Genomic DNA, 17,709 nt, shown 5'->3' with positions numbered 1-17,709 from the left:
TAATTATTTTTGATTTCTATTTTTAACTGAACTTCGTCATGTATTTCTGGACGATAGCTTCAGTGTTTTCATTCCTGATTTTTTGTTCCAATTGAATAGGAGGCGAAGCACGTTCTAGACAATCTTTTACGGCACAAGTTTCACAAGTAACACCTACAATTTGTTTTTTGAGCGACTCATTTTCGATGAACTTAAATTTTTTCTTCATTCCTGCTGTCATCAATATTCCAACAGAAATACTTCGGATACAATCTGTTTTAAAAGGATCTGGTGTAGCCGATGAAAAAACGAGATACTCATTTTTACTGTTTTCGTAACTAGAGATTTGGGCATCAAAAAAGTGATTTTTACCCTGCTTTATAGATTCTTCAATCGTTCGTATAGAAACCCATCTCCGGCAGTAATGCTCGTTCATTTCATTAGCATGCGGTTCCTGCTGATTGGTGATATGCAACTCTTTCTTTATCTGATAAGTATCTGTTCCTTTTTGGTGCGAAAGGCGCAAGAAGAACAAATTTTTGAGATTAAAATCTTTCGGTAAAATATTAGTCAAACGCTGGTAAAAAGACTCAGGAGACACATTAAACTGGTTCATCAACTGAACCATTTGTTGCGGTTTAGGATTTTCTAGAGCCAAGAATACATTTAGCTCGTTTATAAGATGTTGACGCGGCAATAACAAAGCACCAGCAAAATAAGAAGCATAAAAATTATTCAAAACCTGATCAAAATTATCAAATTTTATCCAACTAAAAGTATACAATCGCTCCTTGATTTCCATGTAGTTGTATGCAATTTCTTTAGCTAAAATAAACGCTTTTTGTCCTTCATCAATATCATTTGATAGCAACAAAGTTTTACTAGAGGGTACAAAAATAGAACGTAAATCACCCAAAGCTTCATGCTCTGTAAAAACCAACTCTTGTATGGTATATCCATATTCTTCAACAAGAATAGCCTTGAGCTCTGTGATAGAAATATTAGTGGTTAAGTCTACATGAAACGCTTTGCAGAACAAAAGAACTTTCTCCTCTAAATCTTCAAAATAATTATTGTGCGCCTCTTGATAAGAACGAAGTGCCGCTAGGAAAAAACTTTCTCTGGTAAGATTATAGTGTTGCGCAATTTCAATAATGGTACTAATAAAAGCATTGACTTTAGCAGGTGCATTGGCAATAATATCAATTAAATCAGCTTCTTGAATTCCAAACAGCTCCAGCGGAATCTCTTTTAAAATCCCTGATTTTAATATTTCACCAATAGGCGCCAAATTATTATCCAGTTTCAACGAAACCATGTGATCATAAGTAACATCTAATTTTTCAGCTAGTAAAATAATTTTATCGGTTTTAGGATATTTCTTTCCTTTCTCAATTTCGTTCAAATACGATTTCGAAAGCGCTGTGATTTTGGCTAAACCAAATAAAGACAAATTTTTAGCCGTACGTGCTTGCTTGAGTTTAAGCCCAAAAATAAGCTTGATATAATCTTTCTCTATGTTCATATCTCAAAGATAAGATAAAAAATATTTTCGCCAAAAAAAATATTTTTACATTTTAGCGTACGTTCGCTTTTTTTATTAAAAACTTTTTGTATCATTGCAGTGTTAAAAAATAATATTGACAACAAAAAAAGATAATTAGTTATGGAAACAGGTCAAAAAACAGAAATTAAAGAAATATATTCAACCAATATGTTAAATTTTTCAATAGAGACTACAGAGCGTTATCCTGAAATTTTAACCGATGAAGCAATAACATTCCTTTCATTACTTCATGAAAATTTCAATAATGAACGTTTGTTGTTGTTACAAAACAGAATAAAACAACAAGATTTATTTGATGCAGGCACGTTACCTACTTTTCCATTGGAAACAAAAGAAATTAGAGAAGAAAACTGGGAAGCAGCAACTACACCAGATGATTTAGCAGACCGAAGAGTTGAAATAACAGGACCTGTAGATCGTAAAATGGTAATCAATGCCCTGAATTCTGGTGCTAAAACTTTCATGGCTGATTTTGAAGACAGCACTTCCCCAACATGGAGCAATCTTATGACAGGACAGCAAAACCTGAAAGATGCCGTAAACAAAACAATTAGTCTTGCGGATCCTGTAAAAAACAAAAAATACAGTTTGAACGAAAAAACAGCCGTGTTGTTAGTTCGTCCAAGAGGATTACACTTACCTGAGAAGAATATTTTAATTGGCGGTGTACAAACTTCAGGATCATTGATTGACTTTGGGCTATATGCTTTTCACAACTATAAAAAACTTATTGAAGATGGAACAGCACCTTATTTTTACATCCCAAAACTAGAGCATTATCTTGAAGCAAGATGGTGGAACGAAGTTTTCCTATTTACACAGGAGTATTTAGGAGTAAAAAAAGGAACTTTCAAAGCAACCGTTTTAATCGAAACTATAACCGCCAGTTTTCAATTAGACGAAATTATTTATGAATTGAAAGATCATATCGTTGGTTTGAATTGCGGAAGATGGGATTACATTTTTTCATATATCAAAAAATTACGAAACAATCCCAATTTCATTGTTCCAAACAGGGATCAAGTAACCATGACAGCTCCGTTTATGAGTGCTTATTCACAACTAGTAATTCAACGTTGTCACAAACGCAACATACACGCTATAGGCGGAATGGCAGCACAAATTCCGATCAAAAATAATGAAGAAGCCAATACTATAGCTTTTAACAAAGTGATTGCCGACAAAGAACGTGAGGTTAAAAATGGTCATGACGGTACTTGGGTCGCCCATCCTGATTTGGTTCCGCTTGCCATGACTGTATTTGACCAGCACATGCCAACTAAAAACCAAATCCATGTAAAAAGAGAGGACGTTCACGTAACCGAAAGCGATTTACTAGAAACTCCAAAAGGAACTATCACAGAGGAAGGCGTTCGAAAAAACATCAGTATTTCTGTTTTATACATTGCCTCATGGCTCAATGGCCAAGGCGCTGCAGCATTACACCACTTGATGGAAGATGCAGCAACTGCGGAGATTTCTAGATCACAACTGTGGCAATGGCTACAAAATAAAGTTACGCTAGATAACGGAAAACAACTAAACACCAATTACTATCATAAACTAGCCATGGAAGAATTTGAAAAAATAAAAAAACTAGTTGGGGATGAAAATCATGAGAAACAAAAATACATTCTAGCAGAACAATTATTAGATCAACTGGTGGTAAACAAGAATTTCATAGACTTTTTAACCCTATCAGGATACAAATACATTTAAAAAACAATTGCAATAAAATAAATATCATTAAAATATTAAACACCATTTAAACCATACAAACACTATGAAAACTACCGAAACAAGAATTCAAGAATTAGTTGCAGACTGGATTTCAAACCCAAGATGGAAAGGTATTGAGCGTCCGTATACTGCTGAGGAAGTTGTTAAACTACAAGGTTCTTACCAAATAGAACACAGCGTTGCAAGACTTGGAGCTACTACTTTATGGAACAAACTTAATTCGCAAGATTTTGTGGCTGGACTTGGCGCACTTACAGGAAACCAAGCTATTCAAGAAGTAGAAGCTGGACTTGAAGCCATATACTTGAGCGGTTGGCAAGTTGCAGCCGATGCAAATGTAGCCGGCGAAATGTACCCTGACCAATCATTATACCCTGCCAATAGTGTTCCACTTGTAGTAAAACGTATTAACAATGCGCTCTTAAGAGCAGATCAAATACAAGTGGTAAACGGAACTACTGATAAAAAAGACTACCTAGTTCCTATTGTGGCTGATGCCGAAGCTGGTTTTGGAGGAAATCTAAATGCTTTTGAATTAATGAAATCGATGATCGAAGCAGGAGCAGCAGGTGTTCACTTTGAAGACCAATTGAGTTCTGCTAAAAAATGCGGTCACCTTGGCGGAAAAGTTTTAGTTCCTACGCAAGAAGCTATCAATAAATTAATTGCAGCTCGTTTAGCAGCTGATGTTATGGGAACGCCTACGCTTGTTGTTGCTAGAACTGACGCTGATGCAGCTAACTTATTGACTAGTGATATTGACCCAAGAGACGCAAAATTCATTACAGGAGAAAAAACTGCTGAAGGCTTTTTTTATGTGAATTGTGGAATTGAACAAGGAATTGACCGTGGATTAAGTTACGCACCGTATGCTGATTTAATTTGGATGGAAACTAGTAACCCCGATTTAGCATACGCCAAACAATTTGCAGAAGCTATTCACGCACAATTCCCAGGAAAAATGCTTGCTTACAATTGCTCTCCATCTTTTAACTGGGCTGCAAAATTATCTGTAGCTGAAATGGAAACATTTAGAGAAGACCTAGCAGCTATGGGCTATAAATTTCAGTTCATTACATTGGCTGGATTTCACGCCTTAAATACAAGTATGTTTGAACTTTCAAAAGCTTACAAAGAAAGAGGAATGGCGGGCTACTCTGAATTACAAGAAAGAGAATTTGCTTTACAAAAACACGGTTTCAAAGCGGTGAAACACCAAGGATTTGTAGGAACTTCTTATTTTGATGCGGTACAAAATACCGTAACAATAGGAAAATCAAGTACCACAGCCATGAAAGATTCTACTGAAACGGCACAGTTTTAAATATCTAAAGAGCATAAAAAAACACGATTTCTTACGGAATCGTGTTTTTTGATTTCTGAGAAATGATATTATTTAGATTCGAAAATTTCTAGATCAGCCACTACTTTATCTTTTCCTTTTTGAATGATAACTTTACTTATAGAAACAGGTAAGTAATACTTTCCGTTTTTAGCTGCTTCCCATTTCATTTTCTTGTCTTTAGCCAAAGCTTTTTCAACAATTTCCTTTGGAACGGATAAATCATAAACCTGCTTGTTTAATCCTTTTTTGGCCATTACTTTTTGAGAAAAAAGGAATTCTTTATTGCTGTTCTCAATTTGCAACACCACTTCGGCATCTTCATTAGAGTAAAACCAAATCTCAGCTTTAGGATCTGTTGGTTTAGCCCAAGCACTCCAACTATTACCCCATTCTCTTGATTTTTTTATCTTTTTTAAGTCAAAAACATGAATAGTAGAAGCTAAAACTTTGTCATTTATATTTTGGACTTGATCCAAATTAACTTTGTAAATAGAGCGTCCATGAGTCCCCACTATTAAATCTTTAGCTTTCTTTTGAATGACTAAATCATGAACCGCAACATTAGGCATTCCATTGGAGAAATCTTCCCAAGTCTTCCCTCTGTTTAATGAAACATACAGTCCATTATCAGTCCCTAAATACAATACATTCTCATTCACTGGATCTTCTGCAATTACATTCACTGGACTTGCAGGAATATTACTAGCTATACTAGTCCAAGTTTGTCCGTAATCATCAGATGCGAATACATAAGTTGTAAAATCATCATTGCGGTATCCGTTTAAAGTAGCGTAAACGCGTTCTTTTTTATGTGCCGATGCAACTACTCTAGTTACCCAACGGTTTTGTGGCAAAGTTTCTGAAATTTTGTTCCAGCTCACACCTCCATCTTTCGTCACCTGAATTAGTCCGTCATCACTACCGGTGTATAGCAACCCAAATTGCAAAGTACTCTCACTAATTGTAGCGAGTGTACCAAAGGCAACATTACCTTCCTTAACACCTTGGGTCAAATCCGGTGAAATTGCAGTCCAAGTTTGTCCTTGGTTCATAGATCTGTGCAAAAAGTTCGATCCCATGTACAATATATCTTGATTGTGTGAGGAAAGCAAAATAGGCGTTTGCCAATTGAATCGAAATGGTTTCTCATCCTTTTTTGGCTTTGGCGAAATGTACTCTCTTTTGTTATTGGCACGATCTATACGGTAATAATTTCCAAACTGAAATCCTGTAAAAACAATATTAGGATTACGTTTGTCTATTTGAGTTTGCATTCCATCGCCTCCCATTAAATTTTCATAAGGATATTTCCCCGTTTGTAACCATTCTGAAGAAAATTGATAATTGCTTGGTCCAACCCATACCCCATTATCCTGCATTCCACCATAAATATTATACGGTTCCTGCTCATCAACATTCACAGCATAAAACTGACTCACACTATGCGAATTGCCTTTGAACCAGTGTGCCCCATCATCATAAGAAATGTTCAAACCACCATCATTACCATTAATTAAGTGCCCAGATTTATTAGGATTCACCCATACTACATGGTGATCTGCATGGACATTCTCTTCACTAATGCTTGTAAACGTTTTTCCACCATCATCTGATTTAATTACTGGTACTCCCGATAAGTAAATTTTATTTGCGTTACTTGGATCTACCGAAATAGCTGCAAAGTAATAGCCATAAGAATAAAATAAATCGTCAATGAAGTTTTGGTGTGTTTTTGTCCAACTTGTTCCCCCGTTGGTAGATTTATACACTTCGGCACCAATAACCTCGGCATCAGCCAAACTATTAATGGATGCTAAGACTAATTTTCCGGCCTCACTTGGTTGCAAATACCCATTTTGAACCCAATGTTTGATATTCTCAGCTCTGTATTTTTCAGTTAAACCATAGTTTTTTAGAATAGAGTTTAAGCTTTTATTGGGTATTTTAAGAAACTCATCTCCAGGAACAGAAAAGGCTGCTGGTAATGAATTGCTTTTTTTAGCGTCTAAAGGTCTTTTGAATTGGTTGTCCAGAACGGCATAAACTGTAGCATCATCATAAACGGCTAAGCCAATTCTACCTACACCTTCACCTGTGGGAAAACCACTATTGGCAGTAGAATACAATTTCCAAGTTGCTCCAGCATCCTCACTTTTGTAAATTCCTGATGCTGATCCATTACCTTTAAAATCCCAAGCTTTTCTGTCTTTACTCCAAGCAGCTGCATATTGTACTTTGAAATTTTTTGGCGATACAGCCACATCAATAATTCCTGTTTCGTTGTTTACAAAAAGGGATTTACTCCATGTTTTTCCGCCATCTGTGGTTTTATAAATACCGCGTTCTTCATTTTTAGTATACAAATGTCCCACCGCACCTACTACAATTTCATCCGGATTTACTGGATTTATCAAAATTCTACTAATATGGTGCGTGTCATGCAAACCCATATTTTGCCAAGTCTTTCCTTTATCCGTTGATTTCAATATCCCAATTCCAGCATAGGAAGAGCGCGAAGAATTCACCTCTCCGGTTCCTACCCAAATCGTTCCGTTTTTCCAGTCTATCGCAATATCACCTACATTTTGTGTAGGCGCTGCATCCATAACCTGCACAAAACTCATTCCGTTATTGTTCGTGTACCACAAACCTCCTGATGCATACCCTACATAAAATTCGGTTGGATTTTCAGGATTAACATCCACATCTACAACGCGCCCGCTCATAACCGTTGGACCCACATTTTGCAAACTTAGGTTTTTAAAAAGCGATTGTTCTTGCAGTTGTTTTTTGGCTACTAAACTATTTTGAACTGCCTCAGGAGAGACTTGTGCAGAGGCAACGGTTTGCGCAATAAAGGCAGCTAAGAGTATTCCTTTTTTCATAGAGTTGGATTTTGATGCCGAAATTTAAGGATAAATCAACGGACCAAAAAATTTTATACTCTAATTAACACCTGTTTCTCTCAAAGTTAGTATTTTTGAATAATCAATAAAAAATATGGACTGACATCCATTTGTTTTAAATTAATGAGATAAATAAGCCATTCCAATTACATTTCACACCCATAAAAAATAAAACTCAACTCATGAAATACCATCAAATTGACCGCAATTTATTTATAAAAAACAGAGCCAAATTCATGGCTCAAATGAAGCCAAAAAGTGTGGCTGTTTTTAATTCGAATGATATTTATCCCGTTTCGGCTGATAGTACTTTGCCTTTTGCACAACACCGAGACATCTTTTATTTGAGTGGTGTAGACCAAGAAGAAAGTATTTTACTACTGTTCCCTGAAGCACCTTATGAACACCAACGCGAGATGGTTTTCTTGAAAGAAACTAGCGAGCACATTGCCATTTGGGAAGGCGAAAAATTAACCAAAGAACGTGCTTACGAAGTAACCGGAATCAAAACCGTGTATTGGCTACAAGATTTTGAAAAAGTATTGTTCGAAATGATGACGCATGCCGAAACTATTTACATCAATACCAATGAGCATTACCGCGCCACGGTAGAAACCGAAACCCGCGAAGCACGCTTTGTAAAATGGTGGAAAGAAAAATATCCTGCACACGCCGTTGCCAAAAGCAACCCTATCCTACAACGCCTACGTTCTGTAAAAGAAAGCGAAGAATTGGACTTGATCCAAAAAGCCTGCAACATTACTGAACTTGGTTTCAGACGATTGTTGCCTTTTGTGAAACCAAACGTTACCGAATACGAAATCGAAGCCGAATTGATTCACGAATTCATCCGCAACCGCTCTCGTGGTTTTGCGTACACGCCTATCATCGCATCGGGTAACAATGCTAACGTTTTGCATTATATTGAAAACAACCAACAATGCAAAGCAGGCGATTTAATTTTACTTGATGTAGCTGCTGAATATGCTAATTATTCTAGTGACATGACGCGTACCATTCCCGTTTCTGGTCGCTATACTAGTCGTCAAAAAGAGGTTTACAACGCCGTACTTCGTGTAAAAAACGAGGCTACTAAAATGTTAACCACTGGCACACTTTGGAAACAATACCACATCGAAGTGGGGAAAATAATGACCTCAGAATTACTAGGTTTAGGACTTATTGACAAAGCCGATGTGCAAAACGAAAACCCTGATTGGCCCGCTTACAAAAAATATTTCATGCACGGAACTTCACACCACATGGGACTAGACACGCATGATTATGGTATTTTGACCGAGCCAATGCAAGCCAACATGGTCTTTACCGTTGAGCCTGGAATTTATATTCCTGCAGAAGGTTTCGGAATTCGTCTTGAGGACAACATCATCGTTCAAGAAAGCGGCGAACCTTTCAACATGATGCGCAACATTCCTATCGAAGTCGAAGAAATCGAAGACCTCATGAACACATAACACATCTTTCCCATCCATAACAAGCAGTCTAGCGCAATCTAGGCTGCTTTTTTTTTGAGGAGCAGTATATGAAATTTTCAAAACCACGACCTGTCCTGCTGTTCGTTATATTCCCGCTCAAAAAACTACGGCCCAAAAGCCTTGTTTTTTATAAGCGGGAGATGCCACTGCCATCAGGGCTAAAAAGTTCGCTCCGTTTTCAAAAGAGCTAAATGTTAAAACAATTCTAAAGCTGTAACGTTATAAACCAGTCAAAGACTTATTCTTAAACTGCTATCAACAGCAGTTAATAAGTACTAAATAGAAAAAACTAAAAAACATAAAAATCATGCAAGCACACGAAATCGATTATCACATTTACGGCGAAGAAATGCAATACGTAGAGATCGAACTAGATCCTCAAGAAGTAGTTGTTGCCGAAGCCGGAAGTTTTATGATGATGGACAACAACATCCAAATGCAAACCATTTTTGGAGACGGTTCTGGCCAAGAAAACGGATTGTTTGGCAAACTATTAAGCGCCGGAAAACGAGTACTTACTGGAGAAAGTCTCTTTATGACCGCATTCATCAACCAAAACAACACCAAAAGTAAAGTTTCATTTGCCTCGCCTTATCCTGGTAAAATTATCCCAATTGATTTGACGCAATTTGGCGGTAAATTTATTTGTCAAAAAGATTCTTTTCTGTGTGCCGCCAAAGGCGTATCAGTAGGAATCGAATTCTCTAAAAAATTAGGAACTGGGTTATTTGGTGGAGAAGGTTTCATCATGCAAAAAATTGAAGGTGACGGACTGGCCTTTGTACACACCGGCGGAACATTAGCCAAAAAAGAATTAGCCGCAGGTGAAGTCCTAAAAGTCGATACTGGTTGTATTGTAGGATTTACAAAAGATGTAGATTATGACATCGAGTTTGTAGGCGGAATCAAAAATTCTCTTTTTGGTGGCGAAGGTTTATTTTATGCTACATTACGTGGTCCAGGAACAGTTTATATTCAGTCCTTACCTTTCAGCCGCCTTGCCGACAGAATCATTGCATCGGCACCTAGAGCAGGCGGAAGCAGCCGTGACGAAGGCAGTTTATTAGGCGGTTTAGGCCGATTAATAGACGGTGATAACAGATTTTAAGACTCAAAGGCTCTCAGAAATGAGAGCTTTTTTGTAAACAAATAAGTCATTTAAGTACTGTAATAAAATGAATAAATGAGCTTACATGACTTATATGTTTATTTTTTTATTTCAGCTATCACCAATATTCACCCAAAAAAATTTAAAACTTAAATGGCTAATATGTTTTGAAAAAAATTAAAGCTTTAGCTTTGCACAAACATTACAAAATTGAAACAAATCCTCTTTAAAAACACCACTATTTCCTATACTGACGAAGGAAAAGGAACTGCAATTATTTTACTCCACGGTTTTCTAGAAAACAAAAGCATGTGGGATTTTTATGTCCCAAAATTAGCGCTAAAAAATCGTGTTATTAGCATTGATTTATTAGGTCATGGCGCCACAGAATGTTTGGGATATGTGCATACCATGGAGGACAATGCCGATGTAGTTCATGCGGTTTTATCAGAATTGCGCATTCGCAAAGCTATTTTCGTAGGGCATTCTATGGGAGGTTATGTGGCTTTGGCGTTCGCCGAATTATATCCTGACACTATCAAAGGATTGGTTTTACTCAACTCGACCGCAAGGGCGGACAGTGAAGAGCGCAAAAAAAATCGGGATCGTGCCATTAAAGCCGTGAAACAATCATTTGTAAATTTCATTTCGCTTTCGATTGGTAATTTATTTAGTGAAAATAACAGAGAGCGATTGGCTGCTACGATTGAAAACGTTAAAAAAGGAGCACTACAAACGCCCTTGCAAGGAATTGTTGCTTCACTAGAAGGCATGAAAATCAGGCAAGATCGAGAAGTATTGCTGCACCTTACGCCTTTTCCTAAACTTTTAATTTTAGGCGAAAAAGATCCTGTTTTGAATTATGAGGAAACCAAGGAACAAATAGAAAACACGGCGGTCCAACTTATCACTTTTCCTGATGGACACATGAGTCACCTAGAAAATCAAGACGAATTATTAGCTGTTCTATTGTCTTTTTTTAAAAGTATTTAGAGCATACCAGATTTTAAATACCCTTTTTCGATGAGTTCGTTTTTATCTTTTAAATGATGCATTTTCCCATCTTTCATTAATGCCAGTTTGGTAGAAATTTGAATCACATTTTGATAATTATGATCGCTGATCAAAATACCTTTTACAGCCGACATTGTTGTGATTAACGCATTTATGTTTTCAATCATGATGGGTGACAATCCATTATAAGGCTCATCAAGCAGTACAAATTTTGAATCATTGTTAAAGATTAATTTTATTTCTAGATAACGCAATTCCCCGCCAGATAAATGTTTGATTTTTTTACCCAACATAGACTGTATCATGGCATCTGCATAAAAATCTTTTACGTTCTCTTTTGCAATGCTCAATTGAATGGTTTTTTGCACCGAAAAAGAATTTGAAATAAAAGAATCCTGAGGTAAATAGCTGATTTCTTTTAACAGCTCACTTGTTTTTGACAGCACTTTTCCACCAACCCGAACAAACTTAAAATCAGCTGGTTCTATCCCGAAAATAATCTTCAATAATGTAGATTTACCAGAACCATTTCGACCCAAAAGCCCGAGAACAGTTCCTGTTTCACATTTCAAATACACATCCGAAAGGATAATTTTTCCATTGTATTGTTTTTGTACGCTATCTACTTCTAAAATACTTGTTGTCATAGGAAATTCGAGATAAGATTCACAACAAGAATGAAGATCATAGAGCAGAAAAAATTAATAAGGAATCCATAAACAATCAACTGAATTTTTGAAAGACCGTTGTTGTAATAAAACAAGTATTCCTTTTTAGCATTCACCTCTTTAATCAAAAGACTAATGAAAAAACCGAAAAACAAAAGGACATATTTAAAGGTTTCAAAACCTCCAAAAACACCTGCCAAAGCGCTTATACCAATGTTTACGGCTAAAGTACTTTTGTAAAACTCGTAACTATTATTTAGTTTTCTGATAGTTGCTGAATTAAATTATTTTTTCTTTGAAAGGCGTATTCTCATCCAAAATTTCACTTAGTAAAAGTACCAGTTGTTCCAGATAATTCCTCAAAATATCATCAGTGATGCTACTATTAACTGTTTTATCTACTTTAAAATTAAACGGTAAAAAACCTGCTTTTAGATTTTTAAATGAGATGATACCTGCTTCGATGGTTTTCCCTTTTGCTTCGGTTTCGTACATAAAAGCATAGGCAAGCACCTGAATAATTTTATCGCTTTTAATATCTTCAATAAGTCCGTTCCATGATTTCAAAGTCACATTAGCTTTTTCCACTTTTCCTGTTTTGTAATCGATGATTCGGATGTTTCCATTGCGCTCTTCGATTCGGTCCACATTTCCTTTTATCAATACTGGAAAAGGCAAATTCGGATGATGCAAAATGCGCTCAAAAGTTTGTTCTAAAGCAATAATTTTGATGGCATCTCCATTTTTGATATTTTCTAATTCTACTTTCAAGAAATTAGAAACATTACGTTTGGCTACTTCAAACGCTAATAAATTCTTTCCTTTTTTGATTTCGCCTTCCTTGTACACTAATTTAAATTGCTTGAGAACCTCATCATCTATTTGTTTAAAACAATTTAGAATATCAGTTTCTGAAATAAATTTATTAATAAAGGGTTCGTATAAAACACGTAAGGTCTCATGAATAATGGTCCCCAGGGTATTCAAAGCAATATTTTCTTCCACCTCTTCCACTTCGCTAATACGTAGGATCTTTTGGAAATAAAACTGTATCGGATTGCGGATATAACTGGTTAGAGCAGAGGGTGAAAATCCTTTTTCCGCAATTTCTTTCAATCGCAGCATCACACTTTCTGATTTAGGAATTACAATAGGTTGGTACGCCGTATCGGGTAAAACCGCATTGTAAATTTCATGAGTAATGGTGTGATTTTTTTGCTTTTCTACTTCCAGTTGTGTGATAAACCTACTTTTTTCACCTGCATCCAAACCTTCACTTTCGGTGTTATACAACAAATAAATAGTCTTGGCACGCTGCAATAAATGATAAAAATGATAGGTGTAAATGGCGTCTTTCTCCTTAAAAGTTGGTAAACCCAACTCTCTTTTCACATCATAAGGAATAAAGGAATTTTGAGATTTACCAGCAGGGAATTTACCTTCATTCATAGAGGTGACAATGACTGTATCAAAATCCAAAACCCTACTTTCTAACACACCCATAATCTGCAAACCATGTAGTGGTTCTCCCTCAAACGATACTTCGGCAAGATCAATAACCTGCTTATAAATAGAATATAGCGTTTCTATTTTATCAATATGTTCGTGTTTAGAATAGTAGTTAATGAGTTTATTGATTACTTTAAAAATAGCAAAAACAAAGGCCTTCGTGATTTTTTCTTCCTCATTATCGTTGCTTAAATTCTCTTTAATGGTTTGCAATAATTTAGAAATTGTTTCTAAAACAGGAATCGATCCGTTTTCCCATTTTTGAAATAACAACAAAAACAATTCACTAGGCTCAACTTGCAACTCCATCAATTTATGATGGGTGATAAACGTATAATTATTTTGATTGATAATTTTTACGAGCGCACTTGTATTTGCATACGGTTCTACTAAAGGATGTGTCAAAATATCCAAAACATCTTTGTAATATAAAACGTAGCTTTTAGCATTTCTTGAAAGTGCATTGGTATGCATTTTAAATAATTTACTTATCAATATTTGAGCTGGATTATTCTTGCTGGAATAACCCATTGTAATATTTAAAGCGCCAACACTTGATGGTAACGAATATAAAAGTGGAACTAAAAGATTCTCATCTCCAAGTACTACAGCTACTTTATCAAGTTTACCAGCAGCCTGAGATGTTATTGATTCAAGGATTACATTTTCTATTATACTTCCCGCAATTTTAGCTTGACCTATCGTTTTGGGTGTACCAATGAAATGAATGTTTTTAGTTTTAGAAAAATCATCAACTATCCATTCAAAAGGATTTACCTTATAATGTTTCCAATTTTCTTTAAACCTTCTCACAAAAAGTCCTGCATCATGATACGGGTCATTGAGAAAAGTTTGATCTACATCCCAAAAAATTTCAGCTTGTTCACTTGCTATAAGGTGTTGAATTATTTTCTCTTCGGCAGCATTTAATGCATTAAACCCTGCAAAAAGATATTTTTTATTTTGAACACTTTCCGAAAAATGAATTAAATTAAGGACTGCTTCTCTATAAATTAATCCTTGATAACCAATCCCTTTAGTCAATAAATGTGCATATAGCGATTGATAATAATGTGGTAATAACTTCCAGAAATCAATATATTTCTCTAATAAAGTCGTTTTATTCTCCACCTCAATACCCCATTTTTTGATGTCCTCAATATCTTTCAAATAGGACAATACATGTGCTGGATCAAGTAAATACCGATCAATTTCATTAAAATCTTGCAATAAGGTTTTGGCCCAATTGGCAAATAACTCAAAGCTCTGTTGGTTTGTTTTATCAGTAACTGACAAGTATACTTCATAAAATTCAAATAACAACTCAATAGGATCAATAGTACGAATACCTGCAATGTCTTGAATAAAATCCTCAATACTGATAATGTCTGGAGAAAAAACATTTGAAGTCACCTGACGTTTTAGAGCTTCGATAAGAAATATTTTAGCTCGTTTATTTGGCAGCACTATAATTGTATCCGAAAAACTAGTTGCGTATTTTTCTATTAAAACTGTAGCTATTTTATCTAAAAAAGTAATGTTTGTCATTTTATAAAAATAAAAAAAACGCCCCGATAAATCGAGGCGTTTTCTATAAATATTTTGAGGAAATTATTCTTTAATCAAAGAAATCTCAACTCTTCTGTTTTCAGCTTTTCCTTTTGCAGTTTTGTTAGGTGCAATTGGTTTAGTTTCACCAAAACCAGTAGATCTTAATCTTTCAGTAGCAATTCCGTTTTCAACTAAATAGTTTTTAACTGCAGCAGCTCTGTTTTCAGATAAAGATTGGTTTAATTCATTACTTCCATCGCTATCAGTGTGACCTTCAATTTGGAATTTAGAATTTGGATACTCATTCAAGATATCTTTAATTGATGTCAATACTGTGTAAGTACCTTGTTGGAAAGTAGATTTACCAGAATCAAATAAGATTACTTTACCGTAGTTATTTAAAGTTTTCATCACTTCTTCAGAAACTTCAGGACAACCTTGGTTAGCAACAGTTCCTTTTACAGAAGGACATTTGTCATCTTTGTCTAATACACCGTCTCCATCAGTATCTGGCCAAGGACAACCTGCGTTATCTTTAGGACCTGCTACAGTAGGACATTTGTCATTTTTATCAGCTACTCCGTCTCCGTCAGTATCAGGACATCCTTTTAATGCAACTGGACCTGCTTCATTAGGACAAGCATCATCTTTATCAGCGATACCATCTCCATCAGCATCAGGACAACCATTTAAAGCTGCTAAACCTGCAACGTCTGGACAAGAGTCAGCGCTATCTTGGATTCCGTCTCCATCAGTATCAGGACATCCGTTGAATTGCTTTAAACCAGCAACATCTGGACAAGCATCATCTTTATCGTAGATTCCATCTCCGTCAGTATCTTTACCTCCAAATTTGAAGATCACACCTGCAGAATGTTGGAAAAGAGATCTTTGCAATTCTCCATCTCCAAAAGATTTTTTGTATCTTGTTGCTAACTCTACACCTACATTTTCAGTAAACCATAAAGTTAAACCTGCACCAGGATTTACAGTTCCGAAGCTAGTATCTCCTAGGAAAGTGTATCCACCACCTACAGAAAGAGAAGGGTCAATAACTTTTGATTTGATCATGTTCATGAAACTATATTTAACAGTAGCATCAATTCCATAATACATTAAGTCTCCAGGATTGTTTACAACATACCCACGAGAGTCTCTACCAGGAGCAGCTGGGTTAAAAGTTACCAATTTATCAATTTTATTCACAGATCCTGCAAGACCTACAGAGAAATTATCTCCAACATACTTCGATACGCTTAGGTACGATACTGATGGTAAAATATTCCAGTTGTCTTTTACAGCAAATGGCTGAGAGAAATGACGATCAGCCCATCCTTTTCCTCCTCCTGCACTTGTTTTAGTATCTATTGCATTTACTCCGAAAGATATTGCAATAGGATTGTTGCTATCTTGTGCTTGAGACGTAAATCCCACCACCATCATCGCAGCAACAAAAATTTTGTTAAGATGTTTCATACTTAAATTTTTTAATTACATTTAGTTAATTATGAACAAAAGTAGCACGTAAATTTTAAACTACAAAACGAAATGTTAAAAAAAATAGATTTACGTGCTTAATGTGGGAATTATATAATATTTAACATAGTCCCTACTTCTACAAATGCCTGAATTGCTTTATCTAAATGCGCTTGTGTATGTGCTGCAGAGAGTTGCACTCTAATTCTTGCTTTATCCTTAGGAACAACTGGAAAAAAGAAGCCTATCACATATATACCTTTCTTTAATAATTCATCGGCCATGGTTTGAGATAACTTTGCATCATACAGCATTACTGGTACAATTGCAGAATCTCCATCAATGATATCAAAACCAGCTTTTTTCATTCCGTTTTTGAAATAATTTGTATTCCATTCTAGTTTATCACGCAAAGTGGTGTCTTTTTCTAGTAGTTCAAAAACCTTTATTGAAGCACCTACAATTGATGGAGCAAGTGAATTTGAAAACAAGTACGGTCTTGAACGTTGACGTAAGATTTCTATAATTTCTTTTTTTGCCGTAGTGTAACCACCCATTGCACCTCCTAGTGCTTTTCCTAGAGTTCCCGTAACAATATCTACCCTGCCCATTACTCCTTTTGCCTCGAGCGTACCTTTTCCGGTTGCCCCAATAAAACCTGCAGCATGGCACTCATCTACCATAACCATGGCATCATATTTATCAGCTAAATTACAAATTTTATCTAATGGCGCCACTAATCCATCCATAGAGAAAACGCCATCAGTTACAATTAACTTGAAACGAGTTCCTGCCTCAGTTGCTTTTATCAGTTGCTGTTCTAAATCCTCCATATTTGAGTTCTCGTAACGGTAACGAGCTGCTTTACACAAACGCACACCATCTATAATAGAAGCGTGATTTAAACTATCTGAAATTATGGCATCATTTTCACCTAATAAAGGTTCAAAAACACCACCGTTAGCATCAAATGCGGCTGCATACAATATAGTATCCTCTAAACCGTAAAACTCAGATATTTTTCTCTCTAATGTTTTATGTATGTCTTGTGTACCACATATAAAACGAACAGATGACATCCCAAAACCATGTGTATCAAGTGCATCTTTTGCAGCCTGAACTACTTCTGGATGAGATGATAATCCTAAATAATTGTTTGCACAAAAATTAAGCACCGTTTCTCCGGTTGCTATTGTAATTTCGGCACCTTGTGGTGAGGTTATTATTCTTTCTTTCTTAAAAATCCCATTATCTTCTATGGTTTGCAATTCAGCTTGAAGATGTTCTTTTATTTTTCCGTACATAAACTGTTTTTTAAAAGTTCTATTTTTTGCGAATTATTCATTTTTG

At 35.8% G+C, this 17,709-nt stretch carries 11 protein-coding genes; 5 read left to right on the top strand and 6 right to left on the bottom strand.

Annotation, left to right across the window (positions count from 1 at the left end; all coding sequences use genetic code 11):
- Nucleotides 1-22: 22 nt before the first annotated feature.
- Nucleotides 23-1,504 (bottom strand): helix-turn-helix domain-containing protein, encoded by a 1,482-nt coding sequence (locus tag IQ05_RS04745; protein WP_144890482.1) that lies wholly within the window; start codon nt 1,502-1,504, stop codon nt 23-25.
- A gap of 141 nt (nt 1,505-1,645) precedes the next feature.
- Here IQ05_RS04745 and aceB point away from each other — a divergent pair, with 141 nt between their 5' ends.
- Together aceB and aceA are read left to right on the top strand one after the other, a co-directional pair.
- Nucleotides 1,646-3,265, top strand: coding sequence for a malate synthase A (gene aceB / locus IQ05_RS04740; RefSeq protein WP_208653348.1), 1,620 nt, complete (start codon nt 1,646-1,648; stop codon nt 3,263-3,265).
- A 64-nt stretch (nt 3,266-3,329) separates the two neighbouring features.
- Nucleotides 3,330-4,610 (top strand): isocitrate lyase, encoded by a 1,281-nt coding sequence (gene aceA, locus IQ05_RS04735; protein WP_086453285.1) that lies wholly within the window; start codon nt 3,330-3,332, stop codon nt 4,608-4,610.
- 68 nt (nt 4,611-4,678) lie between these two features.
- Here aceA and IQ05_RS04730 read toward each other — a convergent pair whose 3' ends face one another.
- Nucleotides 4,679-7,516: a VPS10 domain-containing protein gene (locus IQ05_RS04730; RefSeq protein ID WP_144890479.1), complete on the bottom strand. Its 2,838-nt coding sequence runs from the start codon at nt 7,514-7,516 to the stop codon at nt 4,679-4,681.
- A 203-nt stretch (nt 7,517-7,719) separates the two neighbouring features.
- Between IQ05_RS04730 and IQ05_RS04725 the strand changes: the two genes are divergently transcribed.
- The 3 genes from IQ05_RS04725 (at nt 7,720) to IQ05_RS04715 (ending at nt 11,134) form a co-directional block, all read left to right on the top strand.
- The gene (locus IQ05_RS04725; RefSeq protein ID WP_144890476.1) at nt 7,720-9,012 is read left to right on the top strand and encodes an aminopeptidase P family protein; all 1,293 of its coding nucleotides are present in this window, start codon (nt 7,720-7,722) and stop codon (nt 9,010-9,012) included.
- A 328-nt stretch (nt 9,013-9,340) separates the two neighbouring features.
- The gene (locus IQ05_RS04720; RefSeq protein ID WP_144890474.1) at nt 9,341-10,141 is read left to right on the top strand and encodes a TIGR00266 family protein; all 801 of its coding nucleotides are present in this window, start codon (nt 9,341-9,343) and stop codon (nt 10,139-10,141) included.
- Nucleotides 10,142-10,351: 210 nt separating this feature from the next.
- Nucleotides 10,352-11,134, top strand: a complete 783-nt coding sequence (locus IQ05_RS04715; protein ID WP_144890471.1) for an alpha/beta fold hydrolase — start codon at nt 10,352-10,354, stop codon at nt 11,132-11,134.
- On the opposite strand, the gene IQ05_RS04710 is transcribed toward IQ05_RS04715, so the two are convergent.
- The 4 genes from IQ05_RS04710 to kbl all read right to left on the bottom strand — a co-directional run bounded on the left by IQ05_RS04710 (nt 11,131) and on the right by kbl (nt 17,663).
- On the bottom strand, nt 11,131-11,802 hold the full coding sequence (locus IQ05_RS04710; protein ID WP_144890469.1) for an ATP-binding cassette domain-containing protein: 672 nt from the start codon (nt 11,800-11,802) through the stop codon (nt 11,131-11,133). The two genes, IQ05_RS04715 and IQ05_RS04710, sit on opposite strands and share 4 nt — an antisense overlap.
- 300 nt (nt 11,803-12,102) lie before the next feature.
- A complete protein-coding gene (locus tag IQ05_RS04705) occupies nt 12,103-14,880 on the bottom strand; it encodes a PD-(D/E)XK nuclease family protein (RefSeq protein WP_144890466.1) in 2,778 nt (925 codons plus the stop codon).
- A gap of 63 nt (nt 14,881-14,943) precedes the next feature.
- A complete protein-coding gene (locus IQ05_RS04700) occupies nt 14,944-16,359 on the bottom strand; it encodes an OmpA family protein (RefSeq protein WP_144890463.1) in 1,416 nt (471 codons plus the stop codon).
- Between the two features lie 110 nt (nt 16,360-16,469).
- A complete protein-coding gene (kbl, locus tag IQ05_RS04695; protein WP_144890461.1) occupies nt 16,470-17,663 on the bottom strand; it encodes a glycine C-acetyltransferase in 1,194 nt (397 codons plus the stop codon).
- Nucleotides 17,664-17,709: the final 46 nt, after the last annotated feature.

Origin of the sequence: Flavobacterium tiangeerense (assembly GCF_007830355.1) — a bacterium.
Lineage (GTDB): Bacteria > Bacteroidota > Bacteroidia > Flavobacteriales > Flavobacteriaceae > Flavobacterium > Flavobacterium tiangeerense.
Note: the sequence above shows the minus strand (reverse complement) of the source record. Positions and strands in the feature narration are given on the sequence as shown.

Bases quoted from the DNA above. Each gene is read 5' to 3' on its own strand.
- IQ05_RS04745 (WP_144890482.1), bottom strand. From the start codon at position 1,504: ATGAACATAGAGAAAGATTATATCAAGCTTATTTTTGGGCTTAAACTC.
- aceB (WP_208653348.1), top strand. From the start codon at position 1,646: ATGGAAACAGGTCAAAAAACAGAAATTAAAGAAATATATTCAACCAAT.
- aceA (WP_086453285.1), top strand. From the start codon at position 3,330: ATGAAAACTACCGAAACAAGAATTCAAGAATTAGTTGCAGACTGGATT.
- IQ05_RS04730 (WP_144890479.1), bottom strand. From the start codon at position 7,516: ATGAAAAAAGGAATACTCTTAGCTGCCTTTATTGCGCAAACCGTTGCC.
- IQ05_RS04725 (WP_144890476.1), top strand. From the start codon at position 7,720: ATGAAATACCATCAAATTGACCGCAATTTATTTATAAAAAACAGAGCC.
- IQ05_RS04720 (WP_144890474.1), top strand. From the start codon at position 9,341: ATGCAAGCACACGAAATCGATTATCACATTTACGGCGAAGAAATGCAA.
- IQ05_RS04710 (WP_144890469.1), bottom strand. From the start codon at position 11,802: ATGACAACAAGTATTTTAGAAGTAGATAGCGTACAAAAACAATACAAT.
- IQ05_RS04705 (WP_144890466.1), bottom strand. From the start codon at position 14,880: ATGACAAACATTACTTTTTTAGATAAAATAGCTACAGTTTTAATAGAA.
- IQ05_RS04700 (WP_144890463.1), bottom strand. From the start codon at position 16,359: ATGAAACATCTTAACAAAATTTTTGTTGCTGCGATGATGGTGGTGGGA.
- kbl (WP_144890461.1), bottom strand. From the start codon at position 17,663: ATGTACGGAAAAATAAAAGAACATCTTCAAGCTGAATTGCAAACCATA.